This is a genomic window from Paenibacillus sp. MDMC362, assembly GCF_003269305.1.
GTDB lineage: Bacteria > Bacillota > Bacilli > Paenibacillales > Paenibacillaceae > Paenibacillus_AQ.
The window spans coordinates 32426-58150 of record NZ_QLYT01000060.1 but is presented as its reverse complement, the minus strand read 5'-3'; the positions used below and the strand labels follow the sequence as shown (position 1 = coordinate 58150).

Sequence of the window (25725 nt, the reverse complement as noted above, 5' to 3'; positions counted from 1 at the left end):
TAAGTATATAGGCTTGCATATCGTTTACTCGATTTAGGTCGTAAGATGCCATTGCTTTTAATTGATCCTCAGTACACTCAATCAAAATCTCTCTTAATAACTCGTGATTATTTATTAATAAAAATGGGACTCCACCTACGAGGTATGACTGCCTTACTAATTCTTTGGCCAAAGGGATTTCCAATCCATCAACCTCAATTAATATTTTTTCCTCTCGTTGCAGCTTCACCGAATATTGAATAAGATTTTTAGCGAGCTGTACAATTCTTGGATCTTTCATCGTAAGTCTCCTTCAGTACTTCATTATATTTATTGTTTATATTATTGCTGATCGTATTTGGATTCTTGTTTTTCTCATCAGTAATATCAAGAGCAATATATGGTGTTCCATTTTGAATAAAGAAATTTCCACTTTCATCTAGGACCCTGAACCACGCTGTGTCGTTTGATGCAACTGTGAATATTCTTGCTAACTCTTGTCCCGTTTTATCTTTAAGAATAGATATCCCTATTGCAGTATATAACTTATAAATATACTGACCAAATAAATCGCAGCAAGAGTTAATTTCGTACAAAAATGCATCGATATCGAGTAATAAATCAAGCTTCAAATCATCGTTTATGCAAAGAGCATATCCTTCTTTGTCCTATGTGAAAATATGCTCTTAAGATACATTCATTATTTTTTTACTTAACAGGAGTATACTATTAGTAAGTCTTATTAATAGTCGGTCTATCAGGTCAAGCCTTATTGCTATTGACATAGAGAAATCGTTAATATCATCACTAGATGTAGTAATACGGCCTTCTTTTGTTGCTATATGATTTCTGTAATCATGTCTTGATGAAATTCGCATAACGTTCGCGCATTACCGACGTCCAATTGGTTTAAGGACCGCAGGTCCAGGTGGTTCAACCACTTAGCGATTGAATGTGTCACCTGAATTAACTTCTTCGAAACCTCCTTCTGGTGACCAAGAGAGCGTAACGACACTTTGGTTAATGCAGTGTTAGGTGATGTATTGTCTACCTCCAATTATCCATCATTGATTCCATTAGAGGCATTGATTTTAAATGATATGAAAAATGAAATCCAATAGTGTAAAAGACCCGCTAGCGAAGTTAATGAAATTGTTGTTATTCTAATATTGGTGCTCCAGATATTTTTGAAAATAAAATACAAAGGCAGTAATGTTAAGCAATATTATGTGATACCAACTAGAAACCTATAAACAGTCTTTTTTATCAGTAGTTTATTAATCATAAGTGTCAAAAAAGAGAAAAATAATACAAAGAATGAAGGAAAGAATATTAGAACACTTACAACATCAGTAAACAATGGGAATTCATTATCAACATAATTAGGCCAAAAATTAATTACTCCTATTAACGAAAACATAAAAGATATCACAATCCATATTCTGTATAAAATCGCCAAATTATTAGATCCTCCAAATTTAGGATACATTGTCACATGAACATTCTGTACTTCTTAATTGAGTTAATTTCTAAGTCCTTGCTCTTTAGTTTGCTTGATCTTCATACACTGTCCCTTAATCGGCTATGATTGATAATATTATGTTTCATACGAATATTTCAGATAACGTTCACGTATTCATGTTTTCGAAATGCCCCTGGCGGACCGTGGGACGGCGTCAGCCGACACTCAGCGTAATTACAATGTTATGCGTTGTTACCGGCTTCCTGAATCATCTTTCATATTGTCTTTTTATTTAATCTGTAGTACATCAAATTTTCTTTTAAAACCTCTTCTTTTATAAATCCGACTTTATTCAATAGCCTTTGGCATTGCTTATTTTCTTGTTCCGTTGTTGCCTCAATAAGATCCAACTCCATCAACTCAAATCCAATCTTTACAATCTCATTTAAAGCTTCTTTCATATAACCCTGACCCCAATAATTCGGATGTAAATCAAACCCGATTTCAGCTCTTGATCCATTCGCATCTAACATCCAACAATGATACCCACATGTCCCGATGAATTCCCCTGTATCTTTAAGAAACAGACCATACCTACAACCGGGATCACTCATATGAAAAGTTATTATTTCTTCGGCTTCTGCTCGCTCTTTACAAACGTCAATATCCATATATCTCGTCACTTCTTGATTAGAGAAATGCTTATAAATGAGATCCACATCGTCTAAATGAAGTACTCTTGCAAAAAGTCTTTCTGTATTAACAATTGGATAATTCATAATTGATTTCATCCTTTAGATAATGTTTTGTTTTATTAGCACTTCCAGTAATTACGCATAACGTTGTTGTATTCACGAACTCGAGAGCCTTAAGTGACCGCAGGGAACGGGTCGTCAGACTTAGGCTCGCTGGGTTGTCCGGCTGACTCTGCTTCTCCGAAGTTCCTCGGCCCGGACTAAGGGAGCTTAAGCTCCCGCAGCGTGAATACAGTGTTATGCACCGTTACTGTCTTCGGAACATCACCTAAAAACCTTTGATCAAGATTCCAACTCTAGTTTTTACTTTGGTATAAAAACTCAACTTCACCATCTAGCAAATATCGATATTCAAATAATCGCATTGTTCTTTCCCTATTTCTCTCCCGTATAACCCTGCCTAAGCTTACCGATCCTTGTGATCCAAGGTAACCATTACTAATAAATGTCTTCTCTACGAATTTGGTTTCCCTTAAGTGGTACTGTAACCATTCTTTCTGCGATTCAATTAGTGCTTCTCTTGGTTCTTTATCCAACTTAGAAAGAAGCTTTTTATATATTTGATTCAACTCTTTATCCCAAATCTCTGTATATTTGCTTTCCAACGCCCCCCATTCAAATGTTGTAAACTCATTGGAATTTTGTAATTCATTAAATTCCACTTCATAATCATGATCTATAGGATTTCGAAGCATTTCATCATAAAATTCTCCAGTCAAATCATAGTTCCCAATGCTCATGGATAACACTTCATTGTTAGAAGGATCTGATCGACCTTCAGTTATTTCTTTCGATTCTGTTCCATTACCTGTACTCACTACATCAGGAAGCAGTTCAGAATTCATTATTGATTTAATTTCGCTGTTCAAGATAGTCGATTGACTAATATTTTGACAAGATGAAAACACTATCGTAATAAAAAATAATAAGAGTATCTTACCTTTCATAAATTATCTCCTTAAATATTATCTTTAATATTTACCGGTAATGGCGCATAACGTTCCTCGCATTCACGAACTCCCGAAGGGAGTTGTGGCAGCAACCACTTCTTCGAATCCTCGTCTGCGATCAAGGGCGTCGATGCGTGAATGCGGTGTTATGGGGAGTATCATGACTTCTCTGAGAACCCCCACTAAGTTTTTAACTTTTGTATATCATTTGGTGAAACAAGAATGTATCCTCCGGTATAACTTGGCCCTAATGATTCTATTTGAATTAACTCTTGTTCATAACTGTCTTGGACTAGAGTGTGACGACCAATTACCCTGAAGCGATCGTTCATCAAGTTAGGGTGTAAAAATCGATTTTCATTTTTGTCTTTTAGTCGGTATAACTGTTCCGAAACCCTTTGATTTAATAGCTTAATACTTTCCTGTTCGGCTAAATTTAATAGTTCAATTCTATGACTTATCCCTTCTAACTTTGTTATTAGTTGACGTGCAGTTTCAAAATTCATTACCACTCTACCCGATGTTTCAAATCCTACTGGTAAATTTACATACTTTTTAACCCGAGCAATGACAAACACGGTATAAGTGTCTGTATTATCCCAATACCAAGAAGCTATCGGTATTCTTTTATCTTCTAATTCAATCCCTGCTTCTTCAATCGTTTCACGATTGAGTGCTGAATCGAGATCTTCCCCTTCTTCGATTCGACCTCCGACGGTAGTCAATGTTTTTTCATTTATATCCCATACAAAAATAACGGATCCATCTTCAGTAATAGGTAAACTATGAATTCCTGCTACTTTCTTGTCTTTTGGATATTCATTGATAGGTCTTAACAAAAATCTTCACCTCAATTGGTTTTTCGTGATATTTCACCTAACGTTTTGTATTCACGAACCCTCACTGGCTTAAGGGGTGTAAACCCCGGGTCCGACGGACTTAGCCAGTGCAGGGTTGTCTGCTGAATCTGCTTCTCTGAAAACCTTCTGCAGACCAAGGGGCGCCAGGTCCGCCGCGTGAAAATGCTGTTATGCGATGTCATTGGCATCATTGTAAAACCTACTAATTTCCTGGTTATTGTTAATACAAGAAAAGTATTCTACCAATAGAACTGATACAATAATTTAGGTTTTTTATTCTTTGTTGATTTCTTCAAGTTACAGTCAGAACATAATAATTGAAAATTAGTCGGATCATTTGATCCTCCGTTTTCTAATGAAACTATATGATCAAAATGTAAACCCCTTTCTGGGTTAACATTAATAATTCCAGACAAATCCCTAGAACAATTTTGACATCTTCCATTATCTCTGAAGAATACACCTTTTTTGAGCCATGTTGGTACTCTAACCCTATTAATATTTATACATTCACTTTCCGATACGTATTCAGACAATAACTCATTAAAATAATATAAAAACAACTTAACATTAAACAAAAGATAGAAAGTCTCATCTTCAATACTGTTATTACCTGCAATAAACAAATCCATTATTTCATTAATAATATCTTTTATCTTCTCTTCGTATTGATCCCTATTCTCTTCAGTTGATTGAGTTTTTAGTTCTTCTAGGATAATTCTATATTTATTAATTTTGGGGTTATACACTTCTAATGGCTCGATAAAGTTCTGTAATATATATGATTCTATTTCTTCATGTTCAAAATTATAAAAATCATCCACAAACCAATATTCCTTTTTTGTTAAAATCATAACTAATAGATCACTAATAAATTTATATAATATTGATTCTTTATGAGGTTTTTGTAACTTAATTTCATTCCCTTGTACTAACTCAGAGAAATATTCATCTCGATCTCTCGCGAAAAACCATAAATATTCATTGAATTTTTCATCTATGTTTTTACTAGTAATTATATCGCAGCAATAGAGGCAATTTGGTATGCATAATTCAGTTTTAATGTTTTATATGATTCATCTATGCGCATACTTTCATATTCCTTTCATTCTTTCAATGATTTCCTATAACGTTTGGGTATTCGAGACGCCCATTCCTCTTAGATAGCTCTTATCTTAGGGGAATGGATGTATCTTCCTGATTCATCTTCCTCAATATACTTCTGACAGATCAAGAGCCGAATGGCTCGCAGTGCGAATATTGTGTTAGATGATGTAACCTTGAGTTACCCACACAATCTTTCTAAGATTATTGCTACTCCATCGTTATCATTAGTTTCTGTTATTTCATCTGCAATATCTTTCAATTCAACTACTGCATTCCCCATTGCTATTGAATATCCAGCTGACTTGAACAGTCCTAAATCATTGTGATCATCACCAAATACAATCAGTGAATCCAGTTCTTCATTGTATATATTGCAAAGTCTAGTAATTGCTAACTCTTTCGATGCTTGAAGTGGCATTATTTGAATCAATTGATTATTATCCGTAATCAGTATATTTAATTGCTGTCCAAACTTCGAAATAAGTCCTGGAATCTGATTTTTGCCGGAGAGTAATATCTTTGTAGCTTCATATTGTTTTAATTCTTCCAATGATTTAATTATTGGGTTAGACCTTGCATTCATTGTGGTAGTATAATCATATTCGCGTAAGCCAAACCATTCATCTTTTACTTCCATTGTCATATCTAGTTGCGGATAATGATGTAAGCAATAATCGATGATTTCAGAAGTTAAATCAGATGGAATTGATTCACAAAATTCGGTCTTGGATTTATTACATATTGTTTGTGCTCCGTTATAATACACAAACGCTCCAATCTCCAACAACTCTTTTGGAAGAAAAAACTTTACAGTTCTAGGAGGGCGTGCTGTTGCAAAGATTATCCTCATCCCCCTTTGATAACAGGAAAGTACGGCTTCAAAGTTTCTTTCAGAGACTTGCTTTTTAGAATTTAAAAATGTGCCATCCAAATCTAAGACAATGGTAGAATACTTCAACGAAACGCCTCCTATATAAAATTCATCGTTATTTCATCTAACGTTTTTGTATTCACGAACCTTCACTGCCTTAAGTGACCGGAGGGAAACGGCCGCAACGCGGTTAGGCAGTGCAAGGTTGTCCGGCTGACTACGCTTCTCTGCTACTGAATTACCTTCCCTGAACCACCTTTTTCCTACTTCGGTCGGATCAAGGAGCGATATAGACAAAGCGTAAATACGTTGTGATCGGATACTCAAGCCTTCCTCGAAATACCTTCGAAATCTCCTTCAATGTTCTTATATACGCATTTAAAACGCTCTATTCCAGGATATTTCTCTCCAAGATTTGTAATCATAAAGCCGACTTTCTTATAAAAACTCACTGCGTCTTTATTCGTTTCAGCAATTAATTCTAGATCAGGATATAACTTTGATATTGCCCTTACTAATTCTTGTCCAATTCCTCTATGTCTATATTCGGTTTCGATAGCAATGTGTTTAATTTCAATTTCATCAGGGTTATGTATTAAACCAATGATTCCAACTAATATGTCTTTCAAATATATCCCATGAAGCGATCTATCTTCACTGGTCTTATAGAGTTTGCATTGTTGAATTATTCTTTCTTCATTCGAAACATGCAATAGGTGAGGAACTTACATAGCTCTTGATCTGACAAATCAATGAAATGCTTAATCAATTGATCACTTCCTAATCCTTAAATAGCTTAGCTTTGCATGAGTCTCCGATAACGTTCAGGCATTCACGAACCCTCATCGGCTTAAGAGCGTAGCGCGGGTCGTCAGACTTAGCCGGTGCAGGGTTGTCCGCTGAAACAACTTCTCCGAAATACTTCTTACGGACCGAGGGGCGTAAGCCCCGATGCGTGAATGTGATGTTATGCGATGCCCCTGACTTCCTCGAAATACTACATCATTACTGGTCTCTAATAGTTCTCTAATTCTCTTTCCAAATCGTATTTTAGCACTTCCACTTCTAATACTGCCGAATCATCATTATTAAAAAATATAGAGGGTTTAACTCCATCTTCTACCATTCTCAACAAAAAAACTCAATTATCCGATGCCAGCTATACTTTGAACACACTTTCAAATACATTTAATTACTTTCTATATGTGTATCAATTTTATAATCTTTAATTGCTTCGTCATAATCAAAACTTTGTCTAACTGGATAATCATTGCCTACAGTTGTAATAAATTTATTTAACTCATCGAATTCAATATAATATAGTTTCCTATTTCGCATTCTGACAGAACAAAAGAAAAACCCATTTATAGCTTCTGATTCATCTGTAGAAATCAGAAAGATGTAACTATGTATTATTTGATTATATAGATGACTTGCTCGCATCTTTTCATTAACGGGGTTATTCAAATCAAATAATTCACCAACTTTATGCCAGTAATCTTCTCAGATAGTGCTAAGAGATCATCTTTCCAATAGGATGACTCCCAAATCATTGTAAATCCTCCTTGGTTTCCTAAGTGGTTTCGTATAACGTTTTTGTATCTACGAACCCTCACTGCCTTAAAGGAGCGTATGCGACTGGCCGCGACACGGTTAGGCTGTGCAGGGTTGCCTGCTGAGACCGCATCTTCGAAAATTCCTCGGCAGACCAAGGAGCGAATGCGACGCGGCGTAGATACGTTGTTAGGCAATGCCGCGTTGAACTTCTTACACCCTATTAATTCAAGATTTCCAATACATATTTAATTTGCTTTTTACTCTGTCCTTCTATTGTTTCATTTTTTCTTCTAATTCTTTAAATCCGCTCTTCTCATAAAACGCTCTTCCACTGTGGTTCTCTTTCGCTACCCAAGCAAACAGTTTCTTTATTGGCTTTAAAACTTGAATATATTCCTCAATGAAGCCTTTTCCTATTCCCTTTTTATGATATTCAGGTCGTACATAGATTCTTAGTAATTCATATTCTTCTTCATTTACTTGACTTGTTTGAGCATATCCTACGACTTCGACCGAGAACCGCCAGGTTTGAAGCCTCAATACGTGTTATCTGATGGATCAGCTTCTTCGTATTATCTAAATTCACTAATAACTTTTATTTGTTGAATAATATCCATGGTATTATTGGAGTCCTTAATGTCAAATAGATAATTCGCTTCATCTTTACTAGGTTGTATCTCTGTCAAATTTTCTTGGCTCTCCAATACTTCTAAAAAGCTTGAAGCACTTCTAAATATAGCTTTACTTCTTTGAGTTTGTATTACACGTTCTTTCAGTAAATCAGTTGGTAGATCAAAGTAAACTATAATACTTTCAAATCCTTTGTCCTGAAAGTGTCGGAGTACATTTGTTCTTCCAGATTTATTTAAATTGGAATTGCTCAAGATAATGTGGAAATTGCTTTCCTCAATAGCATACTTAACAATCGCATTAGTTACAGTGAACTTTAAAGTGTTAGGCCCATCCTTAGGGAGAAGTTTCTTATAATGGCTATTAATAAATTCAGCATGATTATCTTGATCAATGACAATGGCTTGTTGTAATACAGATTCTAATTCTTTAGCGAAAGTGGTCTTTCCACTATGCGTTTTTCCAACCGTCATGATTACTAGGCGTCTCATAAAATACTCTCCTATTAATGATCTGCTGGTCTATATAATGTTTTTTGCCGATCTTTCAGATAACGTCTCTGCATTTACGAACCCGAGAGGCTTAAGGCGCGAACGCACCAGCCTCGCAGGGTTGTGAGCTAAAACCACATCTCTGCTGACCTCTTCTTGCGAGCCAAGGGAAACGCCCGCAGCGTAGATACTGTGTTATTTGAAGTCCTTTCTTCTCGAGTTACTTGCGCTTCTTATAAAGTTCATTGTCATCCTTATCAAATATTATTATGTTATCAATTTCATTAGATTCTGTATTAGAAATCAAATATCCCTTTTTCTTTGTAATACCTCGTAGATAGGGCTTGCCATTAGTATAAGTAATTAATATTCTTTCTGCTCCCAAGCTTAGCAACTTGTCATTTAAGATAATAGCAACATAAGGAACTCCATTTCCTACAATCACAGGCTCTGTAGCATTACTCCCCCATGATAACTTATGATCATAGACCTTCTCATGTTCGTCGGTGTAGAGTGATATTAAAGAATTCTCAAGTAAAATGATCACTGCGTCTTTGATCCATACACTATCTTGTATGTCTAAGCTATTACTATAGATGTAATCCGTTATTTGAACATTCGTTGGGGCTGAATATATTATTTGCTCATTCTGATTGCAACTTGTTAATAGTACAGATATCAACAATACAAATAATATGTTTCGTTTCATTTGTCTCTCCTAGTTTTTAAGTTTCTTTAAGGGATTTCACATAACGTTTGTGTGTTCCTGACGTCCGACGTAGTCGGATGTGTCTGCTGAGCTGCATTTTAGAAATTCATCAAGCAGACCAAGGCTCCTTTAGGAGCCGCAGCTTGAATATTATGTTATGCAATGTCATTGGCCACTACGAGTTAACCCCAAACATTCCGTTATGCCCCTCGTCCACAATCTTTAACTGTGTTTCAAAATCTTCATTCGGATCTATATCATCTATGAAATGCCATTTCCCTTTACTGTCTTGCCAATATATTTTCCATTCATTCTCATCTAATCTGAACTGAGCTACAGGCATTTGCACCCATTGCTCGCTTTTATATCCTTGTCTTTCTTCGATCAATGTCACGTGATTTCCTCTGATCTTGTATGTGATTTTAATCTGGTTTTTCACATGGTCTGGTACTGCATTTTCGGTGTACTTGTCCATGATCTTCTTGATCCGCTTCTTCGTAAAATCATCCATAATTTTGTCTCTCCTGCTCTAATCGGTTTTGCTTTGATTATATCACGAAGATGTCAGACAACATTTGTGTGTTCCCGACGTCCTCCCTTAAAGGAATCTCCGAGAGTTAGATAGCTCTTATCTTACTCTCGGGGATTTCTGGGCGCGTGTCGCTTAGGGGAATGGATGTGTCTGCAGGATCAACTTCCTCGTCAAGGCATCTGCAGACCAAGGAGGAACGGAGGCCCGACGCAGCGGGAACTTGTTGTTAACTGATGTCGGCGACTTCTTTGAGTTACCTTCTAAAATATTTCTTTCGCATTCGATGTTAAACTATCGTCCCCTGCTACTTCAATGACTTTTCCCTACATATGATTGTTTCAAATATTTTTTTACCTGTAGAGTCTATCATAGTTCCTTGAGAAGGCTCTTTTTTAGTAATCCATTTTATTAATTGAGCAAAATAATAATCCATAAGAGAATTCGTGAAAAAAGAATAATTTGATAGTAATACAATTCCTACACGAAGTTCCTTATTCAAAGCTAGATAACTATTAAAGCCAGATGTGCCCCCGTTATGCCAGAGTATACATTTATCTTGAAGTTTATCCTCACCCCAGCCAAAATAACGGTTTGAATTTCCGATCCACATCGGGAGATGACTTTTTTGTAGTGTAGAGGCAATCGGATTATCATCATTTAGATTGGCTTGGACAAATAAACTCAAATCGCTAACAGATGACTTAATACCCCCAGCTCCTTCATGTATAGAAAGATCCCAATGAGGGACTCTTTTCCCAGTTGAAGCATGTCCATTCAAAAACCTGCTATTCTGTTCTGAATCAAGCATAACGGCTGTTTCATTCATCTTTAATGGACTCGTTATATATTTTTTTAACAGTTCGTCATATGTACTTCCTGACACCTTACATAGAATATTTCCTAGTAAGCCCACACCGATATTAGAATATTCAAACGAACCAATATTATCAGTGTAGTCAGCATTAGATAAAAAAGCAGTTAAATCTTGCTCGGTATAAATTGAATAAGGATTCGATCTTTTTTTAGACAAAATATGGTTTGTTGCCAATACAGGTAATCCTGAGGTATGAGTAGCAAGACTTTTCAAGGTAATCTTATTCAAATAATCGTTTTTAACGTTTTGAACGAACTTACCAACAACGTCATCCGAGGAAACCAGTTTCTCCTGTTCCATTTCTAATAATAGTATTGATGTAAAAACTTTGGTTATGGAGCCGATATCAAACAACATATTTTCGGGAGGGATTATACTTTTCTTTTTATTATTACTAAATGAATGGTATTCAATATCGTTCTCCCTAATAATCCCGATAGCAAGATGTAAATGCTTCTTATCTTTCGTGTAATCTGAAACAAAACTATGTAAATTCTTCATAGTAAAAGTTACTCCTTTTAGTTTTATGATGCTTTCATTACTCGAATGTTGAAATCACATTAATCAACCTTGTTTTGGGAGGACAATATATGTATCCGTATCCTTAGGTGCGGATGTGTCCGCCTGATTCCTCTCCTTTGCCGTCCCCTTAGGGCGGACCGAGGAGCCGGCAGGCTCCGATGCGTGGATATGATGTTAGGTGATGTTGTCTCTTTCTTAGAATTTTCGTCCAAATTGTTCTTCGAATAATGCTCTTGTTGGTTCTAAAAATGCTTCATTTGCTTTGTAATATATGTTGTTTATTTCATTTGGAATGAATCCAAGAATCTTATCCTCATTTTCAAATAAGGTAATTCCAAAAATATATCCTGATCTCTGTTCTTGATTATCGTCAGGAATTAATTCAATTTCTTTGATTTTGTTGAGCCATTCTTGAATTATTCTCTCATCTACAATTGTTTTTCTCTCTCCTGTTGATCCATCTAGTAATTCGACTTTGTTTACATTGGATATATCTCTTGGATAGATTTTTGTTAAGCTAATTGAAATTAAGTGAGTTGGAATTGAATTTTCAGACTTCGATTGACAGCCACAAACTATGGTCATTAAAAATAGAATCAAAACTTTCTTCATTGTAATCACCAACCTTGCTATTAAATTGAAGTTGAAAAGTTACACTCGTCCAATTCAAAATAAATGTTTCATACTCTTGGCAATTTCACCTAACGTTGTTGTATTCACGACGTCCCACCGACTTAAGACCCACTAGGGGCGGCCGCGATGCGGTTAGTCGGTGCAGATGTGTCCGGCCAATGCTTCCCTGAAACCCCTATGCCGGACCGAGGGGGCTTGTCCACCGATGCGCGAACACTGTGTTAGACCAATTTATCTCTCGTTGATCTACTCCCAAATCTCTGATCTTGAACCTCGTCATATTCTTGTTTTATTCTTCTAATCTCACAATAATAGTTTTTCCAAAGAAAGTTTATTTGTTCCCTCTCCTTATATTAGAATTATAATCCAAAGCGATCTGTCCCCGCACTTTAAATTTTCGCAAAGAAAAAGTCGCGACTCCGAAGTGAATTCATACCTCCGACTAACTCGCGACTACTTGGTTTATACTTTATTAAATTAGGATAATTTTACATATTCTAACTCAGGAAGACAAGATAGTCGGCAAGTTTATCGAAAGTCCCCTCAAGATCTTGTTGGAGCTTTGGAGCCATACCGTTGTATGATTCTTGTTCCTCAGCGGAAGCGTTCATAGGGTAACCTTTCAGTTTTAAGAAAGTTTTACCTTTGCTATCTTCAAACGTTATGATATTCAAAATTTCAAGAGGCCAACTCGTGCTAAATGGCGCTCGGATCGTATTGCCTCGCTCATCGGAAAAGGATTGGATATAAGTAACTTTCTCAGGGTCGACAACCTCTTGGTACTCAAATTTTCTCCACATAACTAGATTTCCGTCAGGAGTCGTCTGAAAACTTAACAATGCACCACCTGATTGAGCGTCCATTTTAACGACTTCGAGGGTGGACCCCTTTGGTCCCCACCATTTCGCGAAATGCTCAAGCTCTGTCCATGCTTTAAATACGAGTTCGCGAGGGGCATTGAATACACGCGTAATTTCAAACGATTGATTTAGATTATTACCCATGAAAATCCTCCTCCTTTATTTCACGGTTCAAAGATACTAGTTTCTGTTTAATATCTTTGCCTTTAGAACTTATAGATGCACTAACAGAGAATTTCGTCTAACGTTTTGTATTGACGACGTCCTGGCCCCTTAGAGTCGCTGCTTATAGTTGTGAGGCTTGCCGAACACCTAATGCAGTGACGTCCCGACGGGCTTAGGGGGCAGGATGTGGTCACTCGCTTCTCAGAGTGACCAGGAGCGTCAATTTGTTTTAGCCGGAGGAAGTTCTGGAAGCAGCCATTGCATTTAAGGCCTTCTCAAAATAGCTATATACTTCATCCGCAATTCCCAGAAACTCTTCAACAAGTACATTATTACTATCCACGTAACAAGCATACAGATAATCAACTAAAGCGGAGTCAATCTCACAATAGTTTAATATAGCATTCTTCATCTTAATAATGTCATCTTGCCATACACCTGTATCTTCTAAAACCAAAGAGTATAATGCACGAATTAATCGCTTAGAGTAACCTTTAATTAATCTAGTTTTCATTGTGTTATCACTAGCATTAGAAAGTAAACGATGTCTACGATCTACTTCCTTCTTGGTCTCTGTATTTAAGTCTAAAATGAACTCTGGAGAAATAATTATCGGTGGTACTTTTTCACCAACGTCATCACCATATATGCAAACACAAATGATCTTAACCCAAAAACCCCACTCATTTGGTTTACTTAATACATCGTCAATCGAGCAAATTATCGTATCAATCTTAGTTACCACTGGATATTCTTCCAAAAGCCTGTCTTTAATATTTGACAATCTTTCGTAATCAATATCTTTGGGATTTACACATACGATAGTAAAGTCTGCATCTGACTTAAAAGGTTTAGCAGTTCCTTTTGGAATCGAGCCACACATATAAATGCTATGAATCTTACCTTTAAATTCGGTAAGTATATTATCTATATACTTATCAACAAAATCTTTATATTCACTTTGTATTACAATTCTACTTATAACTTTTTCTAATATCATATAGACTCCTCCTAAACTAAGAACTTCTTTCGGCTAACGTTTGGCATTCCTGACGTTCAAGCGGCTTAAGTGTCCGCAGGGAACGGGTCGACAGACTTTGCTGGTTGAATGTATCGCCTGAATTACCCTCTTTATAAACCTTCTTAGCGATCAAGGGCGAATGCCTGCAGTAGGAATGCTTTGTTATCAGATGTGCCACACTTCCTGAGTTACCATTCAAAGTACTAACATTTAGTTTAAATTATCAAAGATTAATTAGTGTCTTTAATATCCCGATCCCTCTGATTTCAATTAAATTCCCGTCGATGTCATTATAATTTTCTTCAAATATGGTGTATATACCGACGTTCTTAACATGCCCTGACATCCAATTAATTTTTATTTCATTATTATCTTTTAGTTGTTTACAATTTATTTCCAAACCATTATTTGTGCAAATTATTCCATGTTTCTCACTAAGCCAACTGGTGTAATCTGATTTATTAGGATTTGTAAAAATCATACATAATAATATGACAACTACAACACCAATTGTTATTCGCCCTTTTCTCTTCATGCTTCCTCCGCTTTATGATTTTTTTGTGGCATTTCAGATAACGTTCAGGCATTCACGAACCCTCACCGACTCTTAAGTGACCGAAGGGAACGACCGCGATGCGGTTAGTCGGTGCAGGGTTGTCCGCCTGATTCTTCATCCTCGAAAACCCTCGGGCGGACCAAGGGGCGCGACAGCGACCCACAGCGTGAACGCACTGTTATCTGATTCCTATGCCTTCATAAAACCCTTTATTTACTCATCTTCAAACAAGCAATTTACCCAATCGTCTGATGACTGCTTGTATTTTCCAAATCCTTTAATGTTGAATTGAAAGATCCCTTTCTTTTCTTCTACTTTATATATTTCATAGAATTTTGTGTCACTCATTAAAATCATATTATTGAATGTTACTTCATGTGCATATTTCCTCATTATTCTTCTACTTAATGAGGGAGCATCTATGCTCACTCTATACCTACAAAAAACACATCGCCATTCTTCAATCTGACTTTCACTTAAAATTTTATCACATTCATAACACTTGTATGTTTCTCCATCAAATGAATGTGTGGTCATTATTCTTGTCATTGCATTTGCTCCTTTAACTTTTTGCATAGATTTCAGATAACGTTTGTGTGTTCACGACGCTCGACGAAGTCGAGTGTGTCCGGCTTGCCACTGCTTCCTTGCCAACTACTTCTGTCCGGACCGAGGGGCGTATGCCCCAATGCGTGAATATGGTGTTATGTGATGCCAGTGCCCACTTGAGATTCTTTCACATCAGTTTATTTCTTGTATATGTTTTTTGAATTCTTTAATTGGTTCATTATAATCAATCGGTTTATAAATCAATCTGTTCAACCATTTCAATCTTTGAATATTATCAATAAAATCATCGCTTTCAAATATAGAAATCTCTTTCATTGTTCCTAATACACTTCTGTTATTAGTCCTTGATATCATCATTTCAGAAGTGTACTTCATATACTGAACAATTGATTTCTCTTCAACTTCTTCTGCTGTTAGGTACGCCTTTAATGTTGCTTGGAATTTCTCCTTCAATAGAGTAAGTTGTGATGTTCTGACACCATCTATAATAATGCAAAGTCTCGAAAAATCATTAACAAACAAAATGTGTTTTCTATTGTTCAACTTGTAAATATTTGCGTGCCAGCTAAAAAGCGCTGAACCATCGAAATCATTTGGAGTAACTTTCATGTCTTTCATTAATGATTGAGTAAATCTTAAAACGATCAAATTAATCATGTCCTTTCGATATCTTGCACTGGTTTCACATAACATCTTTTTCACGAACTTCGGAATAATATCATCTCTTGAGGTGTTTACGAACTTCGTGAACACACCCTTAACAACAAAGTTTACGACTCCTCTTCCAATTGGTCTAACGGACTTTTAATCCTTCTTATGTCCTTCACACTCACATGTGTGTACCTTTCGGTGGTGCGTACACTTTGATGACCGAGCAACTCTTGAATGAAGCGAATGTCAATTCCACCTTCCAATAGATGTGTAGCGAATGAATGGCGTAAGGCGTGAATGCTAACCTTTTTCTGGATTCCAGAGGCAGTACGTGCTTGTTCGAACACTTTTTGAACCGTTCGTTCAGTTATATGGCGCTCTGGGTGTTGACCTGGGAACATCCACTTTTCAGGCTTTTCTCGTTGTAAATACGGTTGAACAATATCCATAGCTGTATCGGATAATAGGGTAAGACGATCCTTTCGACCTTTGCCTTGAGAAACTCGAAGCGTTTATCGCTCGAAATCAATGTCTTGAGTTTTCAACCGGACCACTTCCCCTACCCGTAATCCTGAGGAATAGGCAAGGTATAGGATCGCACGATGTTTTAAATGATGGAGTGCTTGCTTTTAAGATCAACATCACTTCGTTCATCGATAGAACATTCGGCAACTTCTTTTCTTTCTTAGGGCGAACATAAGAGACGGTTTCCTCAAGCAATAATACTTTTTGAGCATAGAATTTGATCGCGCTGAGCGCTTGATTAACATAGGAATGGGAACATTCCCATGAAGAAAGTGTAATGAATAACTCTGAATCATTTTCTCGAGATCCAACCCATTATTTTGCTGCTGTGCAAAAGTAAGAAATCGATGGACTTGACTACAATAAGCTTCTATCGTTTTTTTACTATAACCTCGAAGCTGCAGTGCATGAACGGAAGACCTTTTTATCACGGATCCATTTCCTTCCTGGAATTTCTCGAACCTTCATTACCATTTGTTCATCATACTTAAACGGACATATAAGGAACCTTCATCATTCCGAGACACCCATATACTCACGTTCCCACCCTCTCATTATAGCAGTTACCTAATTATTAGAAATCAAAAAGAGCTCACAATCGCCGTCATTGACGTTGTAAGCTCCCGATACTTTCGGTGCTATCCATTCTTTATAATCCAACCACTTTCAATTCAGTGATATTACGCTTAGGGGATTAAAATTGTTGTAGTCATTATACAGATTAATCCAAAATCAAGACAGCAATGGCTACTTCATTTCTCACCTTAATTCAAGCTTCCTACCCAGATTCAATACATGATAGTATTTTGTATAATAGAGAGATAATATTGTGGAACTGCGAAGGAGTGGACTTATCGTCATGAAACCGGAGTTAGATCCGAGAGAAATCAGAACCCTGCAAAAAATAAAAAACGCTCTCCTTCACATGATGGCTTCCCGAATCGATCCCATATCCATTACGGATCTATGTGCCGAGGCACAAGTGACACGGCCTACCTTTTACAAGCATTTTAGCAGTGTAGCCGAGTTAATGGAGGTTATGTCCAAGGAGACAATGGAAGATTTGGAACGCCGCATCGTGATCGAGAAAAAAATATCCCTTCAAGAGGTTGATTATGTGGAACTGCCCTCCAATATGGTCGCTTTATTCAACCATGTGCTGGAGAATCGGCAGTTTTACGAAGCCTTCATCTTAATCCATCCGGACACGCCATTCACGCGTTATTTCAAAGCCACGCTCTACCATTTTGTAAAGGTTGGCCTTGAAGCTTCCATTGAAACAGGCGCCGAGATCAGCGTTCCGTCCGACGTGGTGATCAACTTTATGACGGGTGCGTTTCACGAGACTATCTTGTGGTGGATGTTGGAGGGATATCCCTACACTCCACAGGAAATGACAGCTATGGTATTACGATTATCCATTAACGGCCCCTATCAATTCTAGAAGAATAAAAAAAGAGTAGCGTCTCTCCGTCGAGAATAGGGTGCGTTACTCTTTTTGCTAACTTCGTAAATCAGAAGGAATATTTGTCCTTTTCATCGAAATACAATGTACTAACACGAAATCGATAGAAAGAGATGTGTATAAGATGAATGGAATTCTGGGCGTATCCGGACTATCGTTCTTGCTGGTGACACTGTTCACCCCTCTGCTGATCTGGGGATTGCGCACGTTAAAACTTACGCAGCCAATCCGGAGTGAGCTGCCTCCCGATCATCAGGCTAAACGCGGGACGCCATTAATGGCAGGTCTTATATTGCTGATAGGCGTTGCCATTTCACTGCAATTTCAACCTACGCCGCTTACCGTTTTTTTATGCTCGACATTCCTCCTGTTCAGCTCGATCGGGTTTATGGATGACTTCAAAAAAGCTGCGTGGCAGGACCCATCCGGAATCTCCGGTCGCATGAAGCTTGTATTTCAGTTCCTGTTTACCGGGGCATTATTGTATGTACTGTTCCATTCCTTTTCACTGACAAGTGATATCCGACTCTTCGACGGGTTCCAGCTCCATTTGCCGGTAAGCGTGTACGTCATTATCATGCTTCTATTCATTGTGGGTTCGGCGAATGCCATCAACTTTACCGACGGATTGGACGGACTGTTAATCAATGTAGCTATACCTACTTACTTTTTCTTCTTTTTAATATCCGACAAACCGGAAGTGCAGATGTTCTCGCTAGTCATGGTCGGCTGCCTGCTCGGCTTGCTGCTCTACAATATCCATCCAGCCCGGGCTTTCATGGGCGATACGGGATCTCTCGCCATTGGCGGCTCCCTTTCTTTCTTAGCGGTGATTGAGAAGGTCGAAATTCTGATTCCGCTGCTGTTCATCATCTATTTGGCCGAGCAGCTCTCGGTCATCCTGCAGGTATGGTACTACAAACGCACCAAGCTGCGTCTGTTCCGAATGGCACCGATCCATTTCCACTTCAGTCTCAAGTACGGCTGGAGCGAGAACAAAATCGTGATGATATTCGGTTTTGTCTCCTGGTTTATGGCTCTGCTCTGTTGGTTGCTTGCTAAATATGTTATGTAGAGCATTGGAATAAAACAAGCAAGGAAAAGCCTCCTGGTAGATGTCCGGAACTCTACTGGTTGGCTTTTTCACATGTTGAGACCCAAGCTTTGGACTTACGGCGTAATCCCCTCCAGCTCTTTTTTCAAATGGTTGAGGGTCGCTTTTCGATCCGCGTCAGCCTGAGTATCGTAGAGGAGCTGCTCCATGAATTCCCAGACATCCTCCAGCTTGCGTCTCCCTTGATAAAATGTCAGCGCCTCGATGTTCACCTCATACTGACTGTGCGTATTCGCATAAATTCTCATGAATTCTGAAAAATAGGGCTCATCCACAAACGACATCATATCGGCTTCGACCGGTGCCAGCTTCAGTCCCTCCCAATCAATCAGCTTCAGGTGCTGCCCCGTAGACATCAGATTCCATCCATGTACGTCGGTATGGCATAATGCCATTCGCAGATCACGATTCTTCAGCGCTTCGGACAGCTCTTCTACTTTAAGCATTAGTTTCTTCAAGCGATCGATATGATGAAGCAGCTCTTTCCCGAGGTGATCCGGCAACTCCCCGTCCAGCGTGCTCCTTAGCTGTTCAAGAAACGGCACCGTAAAGCTTTCTTTCATGGCACTTGTCACCAGCGGAACCTCTTCCCCATAGCGATGGAGCTCTGCGATCATCTCTGCCAGTTGTCTCACTTGATCCTTCGTCAGCTCGGTATCGGCGATTGTATCCCCGACGATATATTCATACAACAGATAAATTCCTTCGTCATCCTCGCATTGATAGCTGCCGTCTTTTGTGAGAATCGGAACAGGAATCTTGCCCTTTAAACGACTATGCTCTTCAAGCCACAACAGTACAGGCACGTAATCATCAATCAGCGCAGTCCACTTGGGGGTTGATACACGGCTTTTCTCATATACTTTCAGGAAATAGGTATGTCCATCACTCTGCACTTTATAAGCCAGCGCTGCCCAACCACCCTTTTGGGGTACAACGACGGTATGCTCCAAGCCGTAATAATCCTTCAACATCTTTTGTAAACGCTCCATGGTCCCTCCTATCAACCTTCTTATAAATCTTGGTGCTCCCTTTCACTTTATCATAACGATCGTGCAGATAAGTTATAAAGTCCATCCTTCATGACAAGATGCTCATGTCAGCCAAGAAACATTGAGCCTGTTTTACCACATATAAAAACAAGGACGCATCATCTGCATCCTTGTTTGCCGTTAACCAGATCTTATTTTATTCTAACGGCCTGCCTTCTTTATAATAAAGATTCCGCTGAAGAATCACGAAGAAAATATGTACGTTCCGGTACCCGTGTTCCGACAGGATGTCGTGAATTCGGGCTGCAACAGCATCATGAATCTCCTGAGATCTCTGGAACATGAGGATTTCCACGGATAGCGGCGTATTCGTAATGATCTGATAAGGAAGCAATTCAATCTTCACAATTTCCTGCGGTATTTGAACAATCCCCGCGAATTCGGCAACGACCTGTGGTGTGATTTCTTCAAGAAAAACTTCAGTAAATCCTTTAAAGCGTAAATATGGCACTCTGATCCCTTCATTTCGTCGAATTATTGTCTTATAGATGTCCTCAAGTGACTTTTATCTCTCTTCTACTATACAATATTGTTATTGTGAAAGGAATCACTATGATACAGATATACACATTCGCTGGTCATTTTCAACTATAGTTATACTTACGATTGCCTGTACGGCGCGCTTCCGTTAGACTTGATAACATCCGATTCATCATACGAGAAATTCATTATGGAGGTGAATGTCCTCATGGGACGAAATCTATGGGATGCCGAATGGGAAGTGACCGAGCCGTTAGTCCGGTTATTGCTTACTCGTCAATTTCCCCAGTTATCCGCCCTCAAGGTCCAGGAAATTGGCAACGGATGGGACAACACCGTTTATCGCGTTGGCGATGAGTATGTATTTCGCTTTCCTCGTAGAAATATAGCTATATCTTTACTTAAAACCGAAGCCAAAATCCTGCCCAAGCTTGAACATTACATAACGGTGCCTTATGCGAAACCCCTTTTCTTCGGAAAAGAAAGCGAAGACTATCCTGTACCATTTCTGGGATATACTTATCTTCCCGGTACATTCCCGATTGGAATTTCGGATGAAGCGCGGATGCAGTCAGCGGAAACGCTCGCCCGCTTCCTGAAGCGCCTGCATGCTTTTCCCGTGGCAATAGCGCAGCAAGCGGGTGTATTGTCTGACCAGCGTAATCTGGCCGATATCGCCGGCCGCAAAGACAAAATGCTGAATTTCCTCTCCAATCTTACCCAGTATATAACGCAAGAGGAGTTACAAGAGATCGAGGACTATTTGCGGGGCATCCATTTGGATCATGCGAAGCATCGACATGTGCTAATCCACGGGGATCTCCATTTTAAAAACATGTTAGTCGATGATAACGGCAGGCTTTCGGGGATTATTGATTGGGGCGACGTCAACATTGGCCATCCTGCCTGTGACCTGAGTATCGTTTACAGCTACCTGCCGCCGGCCTCCAGAGCGGATTTCTATGATATCTATGGCGAAGTCGACGAAGAAACAAAGATTCTGGCACGAATGATCGCCGTCTATATCCCTATGTTAATATTCATCCAGGCCATTGACGAAAAGGATGAAGCCATTGCATTGGAAGCCAAATCGATTATTCAGCGTGCCATCACCATGTAATGGTTTGATGGTTATAACAGAATCATATCTCATATAAAAAAAGAAGCTTGAAAAAAACCTTCAAGCTTCTTTTTCTTCGTTTCGTGATTTGCCGGACGTTGCAGCAACGTTATATTTTTAACATTCCCATTAACGGCATAATGGTTTTGATCACATTCATGCCCAGTTTAATATGAGGGACGATTTGTCCCAAAAAGCCCAAACCGCCTACAGCCGCAACTCCTTCTCTCTCCTCAGCCCCTTCGACTGCCGGTGCGCTTGGAGGACCTCCAAACAAATCGCTTAAAAATCCGGAAATCTGCGCTTTATCCCCGCTGCGTGCAATTGAAGCCGGCATTTTTTTGTTAGCACGAAGTCCGGATAGCGTCACTTCCCGGCCTTGAATCTGATTCAGTTCTCCGATGTAGTAGCTGCCATCCTTCAGAACAACCACGACCGGTTGACCTACCCAGTGCTGGGGAGGGCTCGACTTCGAAGCGGCTCTGGACTTCCTGGCGCGTTTCGATGACATACTAGGATCACCTCGCTTCCCTATTCATCATGTAGACATCATATGCAGAGCCGTCTTTCATTCTTGTGCCTTTATAGGAGGATTGATATAAATGCGTCAATGACCTAGATTTACAAGTCCCGCCACCATATCAAAAATGAGCAGAAAATTATTTCCGTCGAATGTGGCTTTTTGCCTCTCCCCGGTGTCTAATGAATTGTAAGGTCAAGAGGAGGTTCTTATCCATGTCAAGAGCTCATGACATTCTCCCTGATTATCCGGATAATCAGGGAACCACACGCACATTTGAAGATATGTATGATGAATACCGCCCGAGGATTCGTCATTATCTCGCACTGAAAGTGAATCCGATGGCTGCAGATGACTTAACACAACAAGTGTTCTTAAGGGCTATGGAGAACCTCGATAAATTTAACGGGAATTCGAGTCTGTTCACCTGGATTTTCAAGATCGCCCAGAACACGGTTAAAAATGAATATCGAAGTATATCACGTAAACCAGAGATGCCTTATGACTTTACAAGTTATGAATCACAATCCGTCTCCCTTGATTTTGCCGGATATGTAGATATTCGAATTGATATTAGCGCGGCACTTAAGCGGCTGAGTGAGCTTGATCAGCAGATTATATCGTTGCGATTTTTTGTGGATTGTACGCTGTCGGAAATATCCAGGATCGTGGGCATGCGCGAGAGCGCGGTAAAAAATCGATTGTACCGTTCCTTGGAGAAGCTAAAGAAAGAATTAAACGAATGGGGTGACATCACCATTATGTCAATTCTGGATTTGATATCCTTTGAAAGCAAAAGTGAAGGAAGTCATCAACAGAGCAAGGTGCATCAGGACCTGTTTCAAGAACTGAAGAACAATGTTGAACAGATTGCAACAAAATATAACCATCAGCCATCAAGCAAAATCGTCATTGAAATCTATCCCGATCTGCCGACATTCCATCAAGCCGTTAACGAATCGGATGCACCTGATTGGTTCATGGGCACGTTCGATAACAACACGTTGAAAATCGTCTCTCCCTTAAACCCGGGTCCCGGGCATACGTATCAATCGATCCTTCGGTCCACCCTGCACTTGTATACCATGTGGTTGATCAGCGACATCAACCCCCTTGCCCCCAAATGGATCCGTCAGGGCATCGGCGGGTACGAAGCGCAGCAAATGTCCGAAGATTTCATTCGAAGAACGACTTCGGAAGCCATCCGAAACCGGATGATTCCAAGTTTTGAAGAGCTCAATGATGATTCATGGGATTTTGGCAAAACGGGATTTCAGTTCTCCTATCTGATCGTTGAGTTCATCATCAAAAGATACGGGGTAGGCCCATTAAATCAATTGATTCGTAAGCCCGATGGTTATCATGACATTTTCCATCTTTCCGAAGAAAAGCTTCAAGAACAGTGGGCGAAAGCCCTCCAAGATCAGCTCGTATAAATGAAAAGAAAGGAGTATCCCAATAGATCCTTGGATCTGGGGGATGCTCCTTTTTCTGTCGTTGATTCCTTGACCGGAACCGTTATTAACGCTCCGTGTACGAATCGTTCTCCCTATAAACTTTCTGATGCAGGGGCCGAATCCGGACGGCGGATGTCTTAAAACCGGGCATTTTACAGAACGGGTCCAGATCCGGCCGGGTCGCGTGATTGACATTCTGCACGCCGCCCCAATGCATAGGCACGAACAGGGTATCTTCTCGAATCTGGTCTTTGATTCTGGCGCGAACGGTAAAACATCCATGCTCTGACTGAGCTTCTACCCACTCTCCGTCCCGAATTCGGTAACGCTGGGCGGTAATCGGATGGATCTCCACGAAATTTTCCAGCTCACGCGCAAGCAAAGAAGGACTTCTTCTGGTCTGCACCCCAGTGAGATAGTGGGACAGAACACGTCCATTGGTCAGAATGAGCGGATACTCCTCAGATACCCCTTTCCAAGGATCCCCTTCCATTATAGAGAACAGGGCCTTCCCGTCCGGATGGGCAAACGATTGTTGAAACAGAAGACCCACCCCAGCCTCTTCAGGGGAGGGGCACGGCCAATATACTCCCTTCTCCCGGCGCAATCGGTCATAGGATATACCGTAGTAGTCTGCAATTCCACCCTTGCTCGCGAGCCTCAGCTCATTAAAGATCTCCTCGGGCTCATGGAAGCGAAAATAATGCCCCTTCCCCAGCATGTCTGCCATGGAGCACAGAATCATCCAATCATGACGCGCTTCCCCAGGCGCCTGACGCCCTGCCTCTCGCAGAAGCACGCGTCCCTCCAGGTTTGTCAGTGTCCCTTCATTTTCCATGTAGGAGGTTACCGGCAGAACGAGATCGGCCATTCGGGCCGTTTCGGACATAAACATGTCCGCAACCATCAGAAAATCAAGTTTGTTCAAGCCTTCCTCCACAAGGCCGGCGTTCGGATTCGATACGATGGGGTTGGAGCCCATCACGAAGAGCGATTTAATCACTCCCTGATGAATCAGCTCCATCATCTCATAGGCAGAGACGCCTTTCCCGGGTAGCGTTGCAGCTTCCACACCCCACACGGACGCAACGTAAGCGCGATCCTTTTCACTCTCGATCGACCTGTAGCCCGGCAGCTGATCGGCCTTCTGCCCATGCTCCCTTCCCCCTTGTCCATTCCCCTGACCGGTGATGGCTCCATATCCGCAGCCCTCTCTCCCGATTTTACCTGTAGCCAAGACCAGGTTCAGAAAATGGCGAACCGCAAGATGGCCATCCGTCTGCTGTTCCACGCCTCGGGCAGTCAGCACCATGCCAGTATCCGCCTCGCCATAGGCTAAAGCGGCCTCCCGGATTTGCTCCAGCTCCAATCCGCATATATCGGCAGCCTGCGAGAGATCGAGGCTGTTCAAATAAACGCTCAGCTCGTCGTAACCGTTCGTCCTTGCTTGAATAAAGGTCTCATCGATAAAGCCTTCATCCATGATAATCTTAAGCATCGCATCCGCCAGTATGGTATCCGTTCCCGGTCTGATCGGCAAATGCATATCGGCCATGGCGGCGGTGGCTGTCTTCCGCGGGTCGATGACAATGATCTTCGCCCCATTCTCCTTAGCCTGGTTGAAGTAAGGAAGCAGTGTTGGCTGACATTCCGCTATATTGGTGCCGGCCAGCACGATGCAGCGGGCCAGAGGAATATCAGCCAATCGGAAAGTCAACCCCCGGTCAATCCCGAAGGTTTTGCTCCCTGCAGAAGCTGCGGCAGACATACAGAAGCGGCCGTTATAATCGATATATCGGGTTCCCAGTGCCACCCGGGCAAATTTCCCGAGCAAATATGCCGTTTCGTTGGTCAAAGATCCACCGCCGTAAACGGCATTGGCATCAGGGCCATGCTGCTCTGATATCCCCTGCAAATGCTGACGGGCCACAGCAAATGCTTCATCCCACGAACATGGGACGAGTTCACCATTTGAACGGATGAACGGGTGTGTCAGACGCTGCGAATGGACTGCATGCTGATGCGCATGCATGCCTTTGACGCATACCCTGCCCTCCGATGCGGCATTCGGAACCCCTTCCACCTTATATTCGGCCCGGCGCTGACCCGGAATGCCTTTCCCCCCCTCGGTTACCGTCATCTTGCACTGCACACTGCAGAACGGACATTGCGTCTCGATCACGGCAGCAGCTTCTGCCGCTTCAGCACGATCCGATTGAAGCATAACGAGACCACCC

General features: G+C 40.3%; 27 protein-coding genes and 1 pseudogene. 4 read left to right on the top strand and 24 right to left on the bottom strand.

Going from position 1 to position 25725, the window contains the following annotated elements; all coding sequences use genetic code 11:
* The 20 genes and pseudogenes from DP091_RS26025 to DP091_RS32410 form a co-directional block, all read right to left on the bottom strand.
* A partial coding sequence (locus tag DP091_RS26025; RefSeq protein ID WP_181469927.1) for an aminopeptidase occupies positions 1-280 on the bottom strand: 280 nt, incomplete at its 3' end.
* Between the two features lie 1436 nt (positions 281-1716).
* On the bottom strand, positions 1717-2220 hold the full coding sequence (locus DP091_RS26010; protein ID WP_258394697.1) for a GNAT family N-acetyltransferase: 504 nt from the start codon (positions 2218-2220) through the stop codon (positions 1717-1719).
* A gap of 272 nt (positions 2221-2492) precedes the next feature.
* Entirely contained in the window at positions 2493-3143 is a 651-nt protein-coding gene (locus tag DP091_RS26005) for a lysozyme inhibitor LprI family protein (protein WP_113061043.1), read from the bottom strand.
* 185 nt (positions 3144-3328) lie between these two features.
* Positions 3329-3985: an NUDIX hydrolase gene (locus DP091_RS26000; protein ID WP_113061042.1), complete on the bottom strand. Its 657-nt coding sequence runs from the start codon at positions 3983-3985 to the stop codon at positions 3329-3331.
* 260 nt (positions 3986-4245) lie between these two features.
* Positions 4246-4830 (bottom strand): HNH endonuclease, encoded by a 585-nt coding sequence (locus DP091_RS25995; protein ID WP_181469926.1) that lies wholly within the window; start codon positions 4828-4830, stop codon positions 4246-4248.
* Positions 4831-5291: 461 nt separating this feature from the next.
* Complete coding sequence (locus tag DP091_RS25990; RefSeq protein WP_181469925.1) at positions 5292-6071, bottom strand: HAD family hydrolase; 780 nt, start codon at positions 6069-6071, stop codon at positions 5292-5294.
* A gap of 236 nt (positions 6072-6307) precedes the next feature.
* Positions 6308-6697, bottom strand: coding sequence for a GNAT family N-acetyltransferase (locus DP091_RS25985; protein ID WP_113061039.1), 390 nt, complete (start codon positions 6695-6697; stop codon positions 6308-6310).
* Between the two features lie 1114 nt (positions 6698-7811).
* Entirely contained in the window at positions 7812-8081 is a 270-nt protein-coding gene (locus DP091_RS25975; RefSeq protein ID WP_113061037.1) for a GNAT family N-acetyltransferase, read from the bottom strand.
* Between the two features lie 32 nt (positions 8082-8113).
* On the bottom strand, positions 8114-8662 hold the full coding sequence (locus tag DP091_RS25970; RefSeq protein ID WP_113061036.1) for an ATP-binding protein: 549 nt from the start codon (positions 8660-8662) through the stop codon (positions 8114-8116).
* A 220-nt stretch (positions 8663-8882) separates the two neighbouring features.
* Positions 8883-9371, bottom strand: coding sequence for a hypothetical protein (locus DP091_RS25965; RefSeq protein ID WP_113061035.1), 489 nt, complete (start codon positions 9369-9371; stop codon positions 8883-8885).
* Between the two features lie 175 nt (positions 9372-9546).
* Positions 9547-9882: a DUF3024 domain-containing protein gene (locus DP091_RS25960; RefSeq protein ID WP_258394696.1), complete on the bottom strand. Its 336-nt coding sequence runs from the start codon at positions 9880-9882 to the stop codon at positions 9547-9549.
* Between the two features lie 325 nt (positions 9883-10207).
* On the bottom strand, positions 10208-11278 hold the full coding sequence (locus DP091_RS25955; protein ID WP_113061034.1) for a serine hydrolase domain-containing protein: 1071 nt from the start codon (positions 11276-11278) through the stop codon (positions 10208-10210).
* Positions 11279-11494: 216 nt separating this feature from the next.
* On the bottom strand, positions 11495-11911 hold the full coding sequence (locus DP091_RS25950; RefSeq protein WP_113061033.1) for a hypothetical protein: 417 nt from the start codon (positions 11909-11911) through the stop codon (positions 11495-11497).
* A gap of 518 nt (positions 11912-12429) precedes the next feature.
* The gene (locus tag DP091_RS25945) at positions 12430-12936 is read right to left on the bottom strand and encodes an SRPBCC family protein (RefSeq protein WP_113061032.1); all 507 of its coding nucleotides are present in this window, start codon (positions 12934-12936) and stop codon (positions 12430-12432) included.
* A gap of 250 nt (positions 12937-13186) precedes the next feature.
* Positions 13187-13957 carry a nucleotidyltransferase domain-containing protein gene (locus DP091_RS25940; RefSeq protein WP_113061031.1) on the bottom strand — a complete coding sequence of 257 codons (771 nt, stop codon included), beginning with the start codon at positions 13955-13957 and terminating at the stop codon, positions 13187-13189.
* Positions 13958-14201: 244 nt separating this feature from the next.
* Complete coding sequence (locus DP091_RS25935; protein WP_113061030.1) at positions 14202-14513, bottom strand: hypothetical protein; 312 nt, start codon at positions 14511-14513, stop codon at positions 14202-14204.
* A gap of 234 nt (positions 14514-14747) precedes the next feature.
* Entirely contained in the window at positions 14748-15083 is a 336-nt protein-coding gene (locus tag DP091_RS25930; RefSeq protein ID WP_113061029.1) for a hypothetical protein, read from the bottom strand.
* 192 nt (positions 15084-15275) lie between these two features.
* Positions 15276-15761, bottom strand: a complete 486-nt coding sequence (locus tag DP091_RS25925) for a DUF6933 domain-containing protein (protein ID WP_258394695.1) — start codon at positions 15759-15761, stop codon at positions 15276-15278.
* Positions 15762-15874: 113 nt separating this feature from the next.
* Positions 15875-16360, bottom strand: a pseudogene (locus DP091_RS32105) (tyrosine-type recombinase/integrase); the annotation flags it as partial.
* Between the two features lie 45 nt (positions 16361-16405).
* Positions 16406-16711 (bottom strand): site-specific integrase, encoded by a 306-nt coding sequence (locus tag DP091_RS32410; protein ID WP_113061027.1) that lies wholly within the window; start codon positions 16709-16711, stop codon positions 16406-16408.
* Between the two features lie 428 nt (positions 16712-17139).
* On the opposite strand from DP091_RS32410, the gene DP091_RS25905 reads away from it, so the two are divergent.
* Both DP091_RS25905 and mraY read left to right on the top strand, forming a co-directional pair.
* Complete coding sequence (locus DP091_RS25905) at positions 17140-17724, top strand: TetR/AcrR family transcriptional regulator (protein ID WP_113061026.1); 585 nt, start codon at positions 17140-17142, stop codon at positions 17722-17724.
* Between the two features lie 145 nt (positions 17725-17869).
* Complete coding sequence (mraY, locus tag DP091_RS25900; RefSeq protein ID WP_181469924.1) at positions 17870-18820, top strand: phospho-N-acetylmuramoyl-pentapeptide-transferase; 951 nt, start codon at positions 17870-17872, stop codon at positions 18818-18820.
* A 95-nt stretch (positions 18821-18915) separates the two neighbouring features.
* Here the strand turns inward: mraY and DP091_RS25895 are convergent, their stop codons facing one another.
* Complete coding sequence (locus DP091_RS25895) at positions 18916-19851, bottom strand: aminoglycoside phosphotransferase family protein (protein ID WP_113061022.1); 936 nt, start codon at positions 19849-19851, stop codon at positions 18916-18918.
* A 196-nt stretch (positions 19852-20047) separates the two neighbouring features.
* The gene (locus DP091_RS25890) at positions 20048-20362 is read right to left on the bottom strand and encodes a DUF1904 family protein (RefSeq protein WP_113061020.1); all 315 of its coding nucleotides are present in this window, start codon (positions 20360-20362) and stop codon (positions 20048-20050) included.
* A 237-nt stretch (positions 20363-20599) separates the two neighbouring features.
* Here DP091_RS25890 and DP091_RS25885 point away from each other — a divergent pair, with 237 nt between their 5' ends.
* Complete coding sequence (locus DP091_RS25885; RefSeq protein ID WP_113061018.1) at positions 20600-21511, top strand: aminoglycoside phosphotransferase family protein; 912 nt, start codon at positions 20600-20602, stop codon at positions 21509-21511.
* Positions 21512-21620: 109 nt separating this feature from the next.
* On the opposite strand, the gene DP091_RS25880 is transcribed toward DP091_RS25885, so the two are convergent.
* Positions 21621-22022: a hypothetical protein gene (locus DP091_RS25880; RefSeq protein ID WP_113061016.1), complete on the bottom strand. Its 402-nt coding sequence runs from the start codon at positions 22020-22022 to the stop codon at positions 21621-21623.
* A 224-nt stretch (positions 22023-22246) separates the two neighbouring features.
* Between DP091_RS25880 and DP091_RS25875 the strand changes: the two genes are divergently transcribed.
* Positions 22247-23467, top strand: a complete 1221-nt coding sequence (locus DP091_RS25875; RefSeq protein ID WP_113061014.1) for an RNA polymerase sigma factor — start codon at positions 22247-22249, stop codon at positions 23465-23467.
* A gap of 85 nt (positions 23468-23552) precedes the next feature.
* Here DP091_RS25875 and nasC read toward each other — a convergent pair whose 3' ends face one another.
* Positions 23553-25712: an assimilatory nitrate reductase catalytic subunit NasC gene (gene nasC, locus DP091_RS25870; protein ID WP_113061012.1), complete on the bottom strand. Its 2160-nt coding sequence runs from the start codon at positions 25710-25712 to the stop codon at positions 23553-23555.
* Positions 25713-25725 lie beyond the last annotated feature (13 nt).